Below are 12,213 nucleotides of genomic sequence, written 5' to 3'. Positions count from 1 at the left end.
GCTGACGCACCCCTGTACCGGTCCCACGTCCGATGTACCGGTCCCCCGTCCGATCCCACACCCGAGCTGAAGGGAAACAGCCTCCTCATGTCCGCTCCGAGCACGTCGGCCCTGAGTACCTCGTCCGACGGATTCCGGCTCCACGGAGAGCCGTTCCGGATCATCTCCGGTGCGATGCACTACTTCCGCATCCACCCCGACCAGTGGGCCGACCGGCTCCGCAAGGCCCGGCTGATGGGCCTCAACACGGTGGAGACGTACGTCCCCTGGAACCTCCACCAGCCCGAGCCAGGCACCCTCGTCCTCGACGGCATCCTCGACCTGCCGCGTTATCTCCGGCTGGCGAAGTCCGAGGGCCTGCACGTCCTGCTGCGCCCCGGCCCGTACATCTGCGCCGAGTGGGACGGCGGCGGTCTGCCCTCCTGGCTCACCACGGACACCGACATCCGGCTGCGCACCAGCGACCCCCGCTTCACCGACGCCCTCGACCGCTACTTCGACCTGCTGCTGCCCCCGATCCTGCCCCAACTGGTCGCGAACGGGGGCCCGGTGATCGCCGTACAGGTGGAGAACGAGTACGGGGCGTACGGCGACGACCGCGCGTACCTGGAACACCTCGCCGAGTCCTTCCGCGCCCGGGGCGTCGAGGAACTCCTCTTCACCTGCGACCAGGCCAACCCGGAGCACCTGGCGGCCGGCAGCCTCCCCGGTGTCCTCAGCACCGGCACCTTCGGCAGCCGGATCACCGAGTCCCTGGAGCAGTTGCGTGCCCATCGGCCCGAAGGACCCCTGATGTGCGCGGAGTTCTGGATCGGGTGGTTCGACCACTGGGGCGAACCGCACCACGTGCGCGACGCGGCCGACGCCGCCGCCGACCTCGACCGGCTGCTCTCCGCGGGCGCCTCGGTCAACATCTACATGTTCCACGGCGGCACCAACTTCGGCTTCACCAACGGCGCCAACCACGACCACGCGTACGAGTCCGTCGTGACCTCGTACGACTACGACGCGGCCCTCACCGAGTCCGGCGACCCGGGTCCGAAGTACCACGCCTTCCGCGAGGTCATCGCCCGCCACGCCCCGGTACCCGACGAGCCCGCCCCGGCACCGGAGCCCAAACTCCCGCCCACGTCCGTGGAGTTGGACGGCCGGGCTCCGCTGCTCGCGCACGCGGGCCTCCTCGCCGAGCCGGTACGCGTCGACGCCGACCCGGTGACGATGGAGGAGCTGGGCCTGCGCGCGGGCTACGCCCTGTACCGCACCACGCTCCCCGTGTCCGGCGACGGTGTCCTGCACTTCGCGGGCGGGGTCGGCGACCGCGCCCAGGTCTTCGTGGACGGCGCCCCCGTCGGCGTACTCGAACGCGAACACCATGAGGAAGCCCTGCCCGTGCGCGTTGCGCGAGCCGGCGCCACGCTGGACGTGCTCGTCGAGAACATGGGCGGCGTCAACTACGGCCCGCGCATCGGCGCCCCGAAGGGCCTGCTCGGACCGGTCACCTTCGACGGCACCGCCCTGCACGGCTGGGACTGCCACCCCCTGGCGCTGGACGCCGTCGGCCAGGTGCCCTTCGCCCCGGCCGCCGACCTGCCCGCGGGAGCCGGACCGGCCTTCCACCACGGCACCTTCGAGGTCCGTACGCCCGCCGACACCTTCCTCTCCCTGCCCGGCTGGACCAAGGGCCAGGCCTGGATCAACGGCTTCCACCTCGGCCGCTACTGGAACCGCGGCCCGCAGCGCACGCTGTACGTGCCCGCGCCCGTCCTGCGTCCCGGCACCAACGAACTGGTCCTGCTGGAACTGCAGGCCACGACCGAGCCGCGCGTCCACCTCACGGACACGCCCGACCTCGGCCCGGTGAAGCCCTGATGACCTCCCTCCGCCCGCCCCTGCGCCCGGCATCCCATCGGCTGAAGGTGTCCGCGCCCGCCGCGCCGCCGCTCACCGGCCACCTCCCCTTAGCCGACGCCCCCGGCGTCCCCGACCCGATCGAGGTCACCAGCCGCTGCCTCACCCGCGGCGGCCGGCCCTGGTTCCCGGTCTCCGGCGAGTTCCACTACACCCGCTACCCGGCAGGGGAGTGGGAGGAGGAGCTGCTGAAGATGAAGGCGGGCGGGGTGACGGCCGTCGCCGGCTACGTCATCTGGATCCACCACGAGGAGACCGAGGGCCGGATCCGCTTCGACGGCGACCGTGACCTGCGAAGATTCGCCCAACTCTGCGCCCGCCACGGCCTGGACCTCATCCCCCGCATCGGCCCCTGGTCCCACGCGGAGGTCCGCAACGGCGGCTTCCCCGACTGGCTCCTGACCCGCACCCGCGCCCCGCGCACCGACGATCCGGCCTACCTCGAACCCGTACGCACCTGGTACGAGGCGATCGCCGGGCAGCTGTACGGGCTCGACCGCGCGCACGGCGGCCCGATCGTCGCCATCCAGATCGAGAACGAGCTCTACGACCAGCCGGGCCACCTGCTGACCCTGAAACGCATGGCACAGGACGCCGGTCTGAGCGCCCCGCTCTGGACGTCGACGGCGTGGGGCGGGGTCCGACTCCCGCCCGACGAACTGCTTCCGCTGTACGGCGGCTACCCCGAGACCTTCTGGACCGAGGCCGACGGCGGCTGGCCCGACACCTGCCGCAAGCACTTCTTCTTCACCCACCAGCGTGATGACGAGGGCATCGGCGCCGACCTGCGCCCAACGACGGTACGCGGCGCCGACCCGTCGGCCTCGGCGGCCCGATTCCCCTGGGCCACCTGCGAGTTGGGCGGCGGCATGGCGGTCTCCTACCACCGCCGTCCACGGGTCGACGCGGCCGACGTCGGCGCGCTCGGCCTCACGAAGATCGGCTGCGGATCCGTGTGGCAGGGCTACTACATGTTCCACGGCGGGACGAATCCCGTGGGGGAGCGGACGACCCTCCAGGAGTCCCACGCGACGGGCTACCCCAACGACCTCCCCGTCCGAACCTACGACTTCCAGGCTCCGCTCGGCGAGTACGGCCAGTACCGGCCCTCGTACGACGAACTGCGCCTCCAGCACCTGATGTTGGCGGACTTCGGGCAGCTGCTCGCGCCGATGGAGTCCTTCCTCCCGGCACGACAGCCGACGGGGCAGGGCGACCGGGACACCCTGCGCTGGGCGGTCCGGGCCGCGGAGGACTCCGGCTTCCTCTTCGTCAACAACCACCAGCCGCACGAGGAGTTGCCCGCCCACCCGGACACCTCGTTCACGGTCGAGTTCCCGGCGGGGCCCGCGCTCACCCTCCCGAGCACACCCGTCACGGTCCCGGCGGGCGCCTACTTCTGCTGGCCCCTCCGCCTCGACGTGGACGGCCTCCGCCTGGACTGGGCCACCGCCCAGCCCGTGTGCACGGTCGTCGACGACGGTGACGGCGGCAGTCGTACGGTCCTGGTGCTGGCGGCGACGGAGGGCGTGCCCGTCGAACTGGCCCTGGACGCCACCACGTTGGCGTCGGTGCGGACGCCCTCCGGACAGTGCGCCACGCTCGACGGCCGCGTCCTGGTCACCGGGCTGCGCCCCGGCACCGACGCCCTGGTGGAGGTGGACACGGCGGACGGCGACCGGGTCGGCATCCTGGTCCTGGACGCGACGACGGCCCGTACCGCCTACCGGGGTGTCGCCTGGGGAGCCGAACGGCTGGTGCTCTGCGAGACCGGCGCAGGCGTCGTCTTCGACGAGCACGCGCGGGACGGGCAGGGAGAGGTACGCGTGCACGGCCCGGCCGGTGACCCCTCGTTCGCCGTGCTGCCCGCGCCACGCCGGCCGCCGGTGGTGACGGGCGCGAGCGTGCGGGAGTCGGGAGACGGGGTGTTCACGCGGTTTCAGGTGCTCAGCGAGGGCCGGCACCCGCGTTTTACGGGGAAGGCGGGGCTGGTCCGTGCCGCGGGCCCGGCGCCCGAACCCGTGACGGGCGTGCAGGGCCGGGCGAGCGCCCCCGCCGACGAGCACTACGACACGGCCGCCGCCGAGTACGCCATCGCCGTTCCGGACGGACTGCCCCTCACCGGCACCCTCCTGCGCGTCCACTGGACCGGAGACGTGGCACGCGCCTACGTCGGCGACACACTGGTGGCGGACCAGTTCTTCGCGGGACTGCCCTGGGACATCGCCCTGGACCGACTCCCGGCCTTCGCCCTTCGGGGGGAGGGGCTGCGACTGAAGGTGCTGCCGCGACGGGCGGACGCGAGGGTGTACGTGGCGGAGGGGGCGGCCGGCGGCGGGGGAGCCGAGGTGGCGGTCGAGCGGGTCGAGTGGGTGACGACCCGTACCTGGGCGGTGGGGGAGGGGTGAGCCCGCAGCGCCCGTGACGCCACTCTCTCGCCCGGCGGCCTATTCTGTGGGCCAGCCGGGCGAGGGCACGACCGCCGGGACGAACCACGAACCCGAAGGACATCACCCGCCATGACCCGAAGCACCGGTGACGGCGCGCCGCCCCCAGGGCCAGGACCCGCCAAGGGCCGCAGCCGACGCAACTTCGCGGGGGCGCGCCCGGTGATGGGCGACGTGGCGCGGCTGGCCGGTGTGTCCAAGCAGACGGTCTCCCGCGTGCTGAACGACAACCCGGCCGTCCGCCCCGAGACCCGCGAGGTGGTCCTGACCGCCATGCGCACCCTCGGCTACCGCCCGAGCCGCAGCGCACGCTCCCTGGCCAGCGGCCGGACCCGCATGCTCGGCGTGATCTCCTTCGACGCGGCCCGGTTCGGCCCCGCCTCCATCCTGACCGCGATCAACACGGCGGCCCAGGACGCCGGTTACCTCGTGAGCTCGATCGCACTCGACACGGCCGACCGGGCCACCGTCGTACGCGCCGTGGACACGCTGTCGGCCGAGGGCGCGGACGGTGTGATCGCCATCGCCCCGCAGCGCTGGGTGGGCAGGGCGCTGGCGGAGGCACAGCTCGACACCCCGCTGATGATCCTGGAGAACGACCTGGGCAACGACGCGTCGTTCGTGACGGCGGACAACCGCGCGGGCGCCCGTATGGCGACCGAACACCTGCTGGACCTCGGCCACGGGACGGTCCGGCACATCGCGGGCCCCACGGGCTGGCTGTCGGCGGACCGGAGGGTGGAGGCCTGGCGGGCCACGCTGCAGGCGGCGGGGGCCCCGGTCCACGAGCCCCTCGTCGGCGACTGGAGCGCCGACTCGGGCTACGAACTGGGCCGCGGCCTGGCCGGAGATCCCGACGTCACCGCGATCTTCGCCTCCAACGACCAGATGGCACTCGGGGTGCTGCGCGCCCTCCACGAGTCGGGCCGCCATGTGCCGGACGACGTCAGCGTGGTCGGCTACGACGACATCCCCGAGGCCGCGCACCTGCTGCCCCCGCTGACCACGGTCCGTACCGACTTCCCCGAGATCGGTACGCGTTCCCTGCGGCTGCTCCTGTCCCAACTGGACGGCCCACCGGAACCGGCGCTGGGCCGGGTGGTGCCGGTCGAACTGATCGTGCGCAGAAGTACGGGCCCGGCGCCGGGGCGTTGAGCGCCTGGCCAGGTCACGTACCCGGTCACGCGCCCAGGTCACGTACAGGGAAAATCTGTGTGGATCAGGTGAGTGGGCGAACACTTCGGCGAGATAGAAAGGACACATGCCGGAGCACGAGACCCCTGTCGGAGCCATGGATGACGTCGATGTCACGGAGGACCTGGACGTCACGAAGGACACGACCACCAAGAACGAAGTGGCCGCGGTGACCGAGGTGGCCGAAGTGGCCGCGGTGACCGCGGAGGACGCGGCCGTCGACGGTGTCGATGATGTCGACGCGGTGACCCGGGCGGTGCTGACCGCGTCGCGCGTGCTCGTCGCGGTCTCGGCCCGTTCGCTCGCCGAGGTCGAGGAGCGGGTGACGCTGCCGCAGGTCCGGATGCTGGTCGTCCTGTCCACGCGTGGCGCGACCAAGCTGGTCACCCTCGCCGAACTGCTCCAGGTCGCGCCGTCGACCGCCATGCGGATGGTCGACCGGCTCATCACCGCCGGTCTCGCCGACCGGCAGACCAACCCCGGCAACCGCCGCGAGACCCTGCTGCGGCTCACGGAGGAGGGGCGGCGCACGGTGGAGGACGTCACGGCCCGCCGCCGCGCGGAGATCGCCACGATCGTGGAACGCCTCACTCCCCACCAACGGACGGCGATCGTGGAGGCCTTGACCGCCTTCAACGAGGCGGGCGGCGAACCCCCGGTCCCGGACGTGGACGACGCGGAGCCGCACCCGCTGGGCTGGGTGGACGCGACGGCGAGGCACGACGCGTAAAGCGTGCGAGCCCCTCTCCCTCACTGATCCGCTCACCCGACGGCGGGGGTGGGAGTGGGGGTCGGGGTCGGGGAGGTCGTGTTGACGTCCAGGCCCTCGGGCTCGTTGAGGACGAGGACGGGTGCGCCCGGCTGCGGGGCGGGCGGGGTCATCTCGGTCTTGGGAAGCTTGGGCGGGGTGGTCTGCTGGAAGTTGACCTGGTCGTAGTTGACCAGGTCGGTCTTCTCCAACACCGTGATGTGGTCGAGGACGGTGTCGTTGGCCAGGTCGGCCAGCTCACGGATCATGGTGTTCTTGGTGTTGGCGCGGATCTTGGCGATGACGGGGAAGATCTGCCCGTGCGTGACGCGCATGATGTTGACGGCGGTCGTGTCGAACTGCTGCCCGGTGCTCCCGTCCACGGTCGCCACGAACTGCTGTTGCTGCGGGCTGGCCTGGTTGGGCAGGGTGATCCCCAGTTCGGGGGCCATCTTCCGACACATCTCGTCGAGCCCGGAGTGCCCGGCGACAAGGTGCTTCCCGGCCTCCTTCATCGCGGGCGTCGTGCCACGCTCCATGGCCATCAACCCCAGCGGATGCTCCCAGAGCCCCGCGGCCCGCACCTTGACGACGAAGTCCCGGTCGGCCTCGGTCAGGGGCCCGTACCGGGTGTTGGCGATGATCCGGTCCTGACTGGTCGTCGTGGTCTCCACCCCGACGAGGGCGGGATACGCGAGCGCGGCAAGCGTCACGGCCAGCCCACCGATCACGAATACGGTCCCTGCCGTGCGTTGCGTGACGCGCATGCTGCCTCCTGAGGTGAACGGCTCGGTCCACAGGGGGTACGTACGAGACGCACAAGGCAATCATTGCTCAGGGTAAATTTTGCACTCGACGCGAATTCCGCCTACTTGGTCGGTTGATATCGCCCACCTATGCCTGTTTACGCCCCCATCGGTCCGCTTACGCCCGATTGAGCCTGCTTAGGTGTGCTTGCGGAGGAACCACTCCGGCGGCCTCGGCGGATACGGAATTTCGCCAGGAATCTCCAACTCGGCCCGAATGGCTTTCTCGAACCCGAAGAGATTTCGTGTGAATTCCTCGTACCGCCGACGCCAGGCCTGCTCATCCCATTCCAGCTCGCCGCGGGCGAAATCCTGCAGCTGCCATACCGAACGATTCAGAAGGTACGCGGCCTCGACTATCACAGGAGGAGCGAGCAGCCGAACATGCTCCACGCTCATATTGCGTTCCATGTGCGCGGATTCGAGTTCGGCGTGGATGCGCCGGCTGTCTTCCTCCGACGGCAGCCCCAGGACCAGCGTCCTTGTGATCGCCACAACGCGCTGGGCGTTCATCAGATGCTTGGAGTAGGCCTGCAGTTGTAACTCGCTCCACTGCCTGGACCTGTCGGCCTTGCGACGACGTTCCTCAATGGTGAACGTCCCGAGAAACGACATCACCGCACCGACGGCGACAGCGAGTATGGTGACGATCTGCTGCCCGATCATGTTCCGCCTCCAGATTCCTTTGCAGGACGAGTCCGCGGCGAGGCGAGAGGAGGATGCCGAGGCAGTATTGTCCCACGCGCGGTTATACGCGCGGTCAAGCGAAGACGCCCTGTCTCAGGCCATCCCGGCGACAGCGGACCCGCGAGCGGACCACTGGAGTCCATGTCACGCCGGAACCGCGAGGGCGACCCGCTCCGCCTGCCCTTGCCACGTGACCCAGAGGTGCGCCGGCATGCGCGGGCTTCCCGTCCGATAGACCAAGAACTCGCGCGCCTCGCCAGGAGCGAGTTCCACGTTGCTGATCCCGGTGCGGAAGTTGAACTCCCGATCCTGGGTGCTGATGCCCGGAGCATCGTGGATGGTCACCCCTGTGGCCACGGCTCCACCAACATTGCGCAGCCGCAGGCGACTGCCGCCTCCGGTGCGCTCGATCCGCAACTCCACCTGCTCTGCCGCCCTTTGCCGCTCATCGGCTTCCTGCCGCTGAAGAGCGAGCGAGCCCTCAGCCGCGCTCGCGGACCGCTCGGCGGCATCCGACGAACGCCGTGCCTCCTGCGCGGACGCCTGCGATGCAGCGGCCGACTGCTCCGAGGCCCGAGCGGAACGGACGCCGAGCCGGTAACTGACGACCACGGAAACGACCGACACCACCAGAGCCGCCCACCCGGGCAGATCGCCTGTCTCCATGCCCGGGGACGATACCGACGCGACGGCCGACCGAGGCTTCCGGCAACATCGCCAGCACATACGCCAAGACCCCGTCCTCAGCGAACACGCTGACGGCGGGGTCTTCGAGCACCTACTACAAGGTGCCCCCGGCAGGATTCGAACCTGCGCACACGGCTCCGGAGGCCAGATGAGAACAGGGACGACAGGGCGTCTGACCAGCGAAGGAGACTCCTCCCGCGCGGATGCCGAGCAACATCATCACGTCCCTATTACGCGGGCGACCTGTCAGGCTGACGGTCGGGCCCGTATCGTCGGAGCATGATCTCGGGCAGCGGCGGCGGCACGGAGTTCACTGCGGAGGGCTTGGCGCCCGTCCTCCGGGAGGCGTGCACGACGGCCGGACTCGACTCCGCCGGCGCCGAGTTGCTGCGGCTCGGTTCGAACGCTGTCTACCGCCTGGCGTCGTTACCGATCATCGTCCGCATCGCGCGTGACCCGTCGGTCCTGGCGGAGATGGACCGAGCGGTGAAGGTGGCCCGCTGGCTGGAGTCGGAGGACTTCCCGGCCACACGGGTGCCGACACAGATCGCTCAGCCGCTCGTCGTCGGCGGCCTGGTCGTGACCTTCTGGGAGAGCGTCCAGGAGAACGTGGAGTACGCCACCATCGGCGAGCTGGCCGATCTGCTGCGCCGCCTGCACTGGCTCGAAGAGCCGCAGTCGCTGGGCCTGCCGTACTTCGATCCGCTCGCCAAACTGGCGGCGTCCCTCGAAGGGCTGGACGGCGTCGCGGGGGAGGACCGGCAATTCTTGGAGGAACGAGCGGCCAAGCTCGCCAAGGATTACGACCGTCTGGACTTCGTACTCCCCTTTGGCATGATTCACGGGGACGCCAACATCGGAAACGTCCTCCGCCACAGCGACGGTCACGCGGTCTTCATCGACCTGGACGGCTTCACGCTCGCTCCGCGCGAGTGGGACCTGATCCTGACGGCGATCTACTACGACCGTTACGGCTGGCACTCGAAGGCGGAGTACGCGGAGTTCGTCCACCGCTACGGCTTCGACCTAATGAACTGGCCGGGGTACGAGACGCTGGCTGATCTGCGTGAGCTGATGATGGTTGTCTGGCTCGGTCACCAGGTCACGGCCAACGAGCGGTCCGGCGCGGAGTTCGCCCGACGGGTGCGATCTCTCCGCACGGGGAAGGGGCGAGACGAGTGGAACGCGTTCTGAATGGTGGGTCTGTGTGCCCGCAGCGTCCTCAGACAGTGGCGTGATCGCCGGAAGCGACCCACAGTCTGTGGTCTCTGACTTGCTCGGTGAAGATGTGCACCTCGGCGCTCTGGCCAGCCGTTACGAGGTTCTGCCGGAACTCGGCGAGATAACTGACGCATCGCGCGGACTTCAGCTGCTCTCCCAAATCGAGCGCGTCCAGCGCCACACGGCAGGCTTCCTCGACGTCTCCGGCCCGTAGATGTGCGTCGGCCAGGACCATGGTCGCGAAAAAGTCGCTTCGTACGTGGCTGCCGCTCATGGCGTTCTCCGCGTGGGCGACGGCCTGGCGGGCGCTGTCGACGTCACGGAAGCAGTGCGCGGCCTCGGCGGCAAGCTCGGCTTCGTCGAAGTAGCTGATCCACTCCGGCTCGTCATCGCTGTTGCGGCTCTCCAGTGCCTTCGTGGCCGCGTTCAGCGCTGCCTCACAGGCGCGCACGTCGCCGGTTCGAGCGAGGGCACGAGCCTCCATGGCATGGAACTGCGCGCGCAGCGTCGGGGTTGCCACGGGGGAGATCCCCATGAGCGCAGCCCGAGCGAGCGTGGCGGCCTCGGTGTAGCGACCGAGGAACGTTGCCTGATGGCTCATGGCCGACAGGATGCTTCCGGCGAGCTGGCGGTCGTTGGCGTCCTGGGCCAACCGGAGAGCCTGGAGAAAGTATCGCTGCGCCAAGCCATGACGGCAGGCGTCGTACGACATCCAACCGGCGAGGAGCGTCGCCTCCGCCACGGTGGAGAACAAGGCCCGACCGACCTGTTCGGTGTACTGCCCGCGCAGGAGCGGCGCCACTTCGGTACTGAGGTACTGGATGGCCGCGTGCCGGGCGTGGTCGCCCCCGAACCGGTCGTCCAATTCGGCGAACATGTCCGCCGTGGTCTTGATCGCTGCCACGTCTCCGAGACCGACCCGGATTCCGTCCTTGCGCTGCCTGGGAATCGCCGGGTCGGGCGCAACCAGCCACCGGAGGGACGCTTCGCTCCACGCGGGCCCGGACGGCTCAGCCTGCAAGAGCGGTTCGTATCGATTGAGATCAGCACGCCACAGCTGGCCGACTGCTTCGATCGCGTCGTCGGGGCTGGCCGGATAGGTGACGTCCATGAGCGACGTATCCCGTCCGCTCCCGTGGGTCAGTCCGAGTTCGGCGGCGCTGAGCCCGAACACCTCGCACAGTAACGGACCATAGAAATCGTCCGGGACGCTGTGGCCGTTCTCCCAGCTCGCGATTCGGCGTTTCACACTGGTGTCCGCCGGAAGCTGGTGCCCGCGTCGAGCAGCGACCTGCCGCAACTCACGTACCAACCGCGGCTGACTCCAACCTCTGTCCGCACGGGCCTGCCGTAAGCGGATGTCGGTCGGCTGCATGGAAGACGTGACCGTTCCCTCCCCGCGCGTGCACTGGTGGGACTGCTGAGGTCAGTGACTCTGTGGATCCACGTCTGAATGTACGCGCGGTTCGCTACCGAGCGCCCCAAGTAAGCCTAGATAGCCCGTGGTTGCGCCCTGACGGGGGATGACGCGTCCTCGCGTGACGCGTCATCCCCCGTCACCTCTCGTCATCTGCCCTGGCCGGGGGCCCAGCCCCGAGTCTGGACACAGGGCGGCATCGCGGCCGTGACCGAGTCAGACCGAGGTGAGATGACGTGCAGAGGATGACCACGAGAGGCGTCGAATGGCTCTCCGCGGCGGCAGATGATCCGGTCGAATGCCGGATGGCTTGGGCGAGCGATCCTCGCGCACCGTACGTGCTGGCAGCCGGCCGCTTCTTCGACACGGTGACGGTCGAGCAGCGGGTTGGCATGGAGACCTTCGACCAACTCCTGCGCAGGGGTCTGCCGTTCGGACCCGCCGTGCTCGACCGCAAGGCGCAGCGAGTCGGCTTCTTCCTCGGCTCGCACAGCGAGGAGATGTTCACCCAACACCTGGTACAGGAGGAGGGCGCCCCACCGGCATACCGCTACCTGGGAGACGGCTCTGTGGTCGTCGTCCCGGGACCCATGCCTATGAGCGGTGACCGCTACCAGTGGCTCCGTGCTCCGACTCGGCGGCCCATCGCCAACCCGCTGCGTCCGGTCGCCCTGGCCACCATGCTGGTCGCCTCTGCCGAACTGCTCGCTCGTGTGGACCGGTACGGCGAGCGCTACCCGTCTGCGGCTGCCCTCACGCTTTCCGCCTTCGAGGGGGACCGGCCCGATGGGAAATGACGCCGCTCACCGGCACGACGCTGCCACCTGGTCGCCTCTGGACAGCGACGACTGGTACACCACACGCAACGCCACGACGGCCCTCCGGGATGCTCTGCTGGCTGCCGGCCTGGAAAAGGACTTTCCTTACCTGCGCGCCGAAATGAATGCGTTCGGTCAGGGCCTGGTCGAGCTTGGCCGTGTCTCACCGGCCACCGCGGAACGCCTGGCGGAACTGCTGCGCCTGGCGCTCGCTGCGGGACTGCGACGACTGGAAGAGAGCGGGGCCGAACCTCCGGAACACCGATCAGGAAGGGACTGA

At 69.6% G+C, this 12,213-nt stretch carries 11 protein-coding genes and 1 tRNA gene; 7 read left to right on the top strand and 5 right to left on the bottom strand.

What is annotated here, in order from left to right:
* Positions 1-87: 87 nt before the first annotated feature.
* From OHS59_RS15385 to OHS59_RS15370, 4 genes are all read left to right on the top strand, one after another.
* Positions 88-1,869, top strand: a complete 1,782-nt coding sequence (locus tag OHS59_RS15385; protein WP_328493966.1) for a glycoside hydrolase family 35 protein — start codon at positions 88-90, stop codon at positions 1,867-1,869.
* Positions 1,869-4,316, top strand: a complete 2,448-nt coding sequence (locus OHS59_RS15380) for a beta-galactosidase (protein ID WP_328493965.1) — start codon at positions 1,869-1,871, stop codon at positions 4,314-4,316. Before OHS59_RS15385 ends, OHS59_RS15380 begins: the two co-directional genes overlap by 1 nt.
* 111 nt (positions 4,317-4,427) lie before the next feature.
* A complete protein-coding gene (locus OHS59_RS15375) occupies positions 4,428-5,510 on the top strand; it encodes a LacI family DNA-binding transcriptional regulator (RefSeq protein ID WP_328493964.1) in 1,083 nt (360 codons plus the stop codon).
* Between the two features lie 136 nt (positions 5,511-5,646).
* Positions 5,647-6,279: a MarR family winged helix-turn-helix transcriptional regulator gene (locus OHS59_RS15370; protein WP_443061632.1), complete on the top strand. Its 633-nt coding sequence runs from the start codon at positions 5,647-5,649 to the stop codon at positions 6,277-6,279.
* Between the two features lie 32 nt (positions 6,280-6,311).
* On the opposite strand, the gene OHS59_RS15365 is transcribed toward OHS59_RS15370, so the two are convergent.
* From OHS59_RS15365 to OHS59_RS15350, 4 genes are all read right to left on the bottom strand, one after another.
* Positions 6,312-7,064, bottom strand: coding sequence for a DUF4142 domain-containing protein (locus OHS59_RS15365; RefSeq protein WP_328493963.1), 753 nt, complete (start codon positions 7,062-7,064; stop codon positions 6,312-6,314).
* A 177-nt stretch (positions 7,065-7,241) separates the two neighbouring features.
* On the bottom strand, positions 7,242-7,769 hold the full coding sequence (locus OHS59_RS15360; RefSeq protein WP_328493962.1) for a hypothetical protein: 528 nt from the start codon (positions 7,767-7,769) through the stop codon (positions 7,242-7,244).
* A gap of 165 nt (positions 7,770-7,934) precedes the next feature.
* On the bottom strand, positions 7,935-8,456 hold the full coding sequence (locus OHS59_RS15355; RefSeq protein WP_328493961.1) for a hypothetical protein: 522 nt from the start codon (positions 8,454-8,456) through the stop codon (positions 7,935-7,937).
* Between the two features lie 123 nt (positions 8,457-8,579).
* Positions 8,580-8,639 (bottom strand) — tRNA-OTHER (locus OHS59_RS15350).
* A 117-nt stretch (positions 8,640-8,756) separates the two neighbouring features.
* On the opposite strand from OHS59_RS15350, the gene OHS59_RS15345 reads away from it, so the two are divergent.
* The gene (locus OHS59_RS15345; RefSeq protein ID WP_328493960.1) at positions 8,757-9,671 is read left to right on the top strand and encodes a phosphotransferase family protein; all 915 of its coding nucleotides are present in this window, start codon (positions 8,757-8,759) and stop codon (positions 9,669-9,671) included.
* 28 nt (positions 9,672-9,699) lie between these two features.
* Here the strand turns inward: OHS59_RS15345 and OHS59_RS15340 are convergent, their stop codons facing one another.
* Complete coding sequence (locus OHS59_RS15340; RefSeq protein WP_328493959.1) at positions 9,700-10,947, bottom strand: hypothetical protein; 1,248 nt, start codon at positions 10,945-10,947, stop codon at positions 9,700-9,702.
* A 413-nt stretch (positions 10,948-11,360) separates the two neighbouring features.
* On the opposite strand from OHS59_RS15340, the gene OHS59_RS15335 reads away from it, so the two are divergent.
* Together OHS59_RS15335 and OHS59_RS15330 are read left to right on the top strand one after the other, a co-directional pair.
* Positions 11,361-11,912, top strand: a complete 552-nt coding sequence (locus OHS59_RS15335) for a bifunctional DNA primase/polymerase (protein ID WP_328493958.1) — start codon at positions 11,361-11,363, stop codon at positions 11,910-11,912.
* The gene (locus OHS59_RS15330) at positions 11,902-12,213 is read left to right on the top strand and encodes a hypothetical protein (RefSeq protein ID WP_328493957.1); all 312 of its coding nucleotides are present in this window, start codon (positions 11,902-11,904) and stop codon (positions 12,211-12,213) included. The genes OHS59_RS15335 and OHS59_RS15330 overlap by 11 nt, the downstream gene beginning before the upstream one ends.

This window comes from Streptomyces sp. NBC_00414, from assembly GCF_036038375.1.
Classification (GTDB): Bacteria; Actinomycetota; Actinomycetes; order Streptomycetales; family Streptomycetaceae; genus Streptomyces.
This window is presented reverse-complemented; position numbering and strand designations above follow the sequence as displayed.

Bases quoted from the DNA above. Each gene is read 5' to 3' on its own strand.
- OHS59_RS15385 (WP_328493966.1), top strand. From the start codon at position 88: ATGTCCGCTCCGAGCACGTCGGCCCTGAGTACCTCGTCCGACGGATTC.
- OHS59_RS15380 (WP_328493965.1), top strand. From the start codon at position 1,869: ATGACCTCCCTCCGCCCGCCCCTGCGCCCGGCATCCCATCGGCTGAAG.
- OHS59_RS15375 (WP_328493964.1), top strand. From the start codon at position 4,428: ATGACCCGAAGCACCGGTGACGGCGCGCCGCCCCCAGGGCCAGGACCC.
- OHS59_RS15370 (WP_443061632.1), top strand. From the start codon at position 5,647: ATGGATGACGTCGATGTCACGGAGGACCTGGACGTCACGAAGGACACG.
- OHS59_RS15365 (WP_328493963.1), bottom strand. From the start codon at position 7,064: ATGCGCGTCACGCAACGCACGGCAGGGACCGTATTCGTGATCGGTGGG.
- OHS59_RS15360 (WP_328493962.1), bottom strand. From the start codon at position 7,769: ATGATCGGGCAGCAGATCGTCACCATACTCGCTGTCGCCGTCGGTGCG.
- OHS59_RS15355 (WP_328493961.1), bottom strand. From the start codon at position 8,456: ATGGAGACAGGCGATCTGCCCGGGTGGGCGGCTCTGGTGGTGTCGGTC.
- OHS59_RS15345 (WP_328493960.1), top strand. From the start codon at position 8,757: ATGATCTCGGGCAGCGGCGGCGGCACGGAGTTCACTGCGGAGGGCTTG.
- OHS59_RS15335 (WP_328493958.1), top strand. From the start codon at position 11,361: ATGACCACGAGAGGCGTCGAATGGCTCTCCGCGGCGGCAGATGATCCG.
- OHS59_RS15330 (WP_328493957.1), top strand. From the start codon at position 11,902: ATGGGAAATGACGCCGCTCACCGGCACGACGCTGCCACCTGGTCGCCT.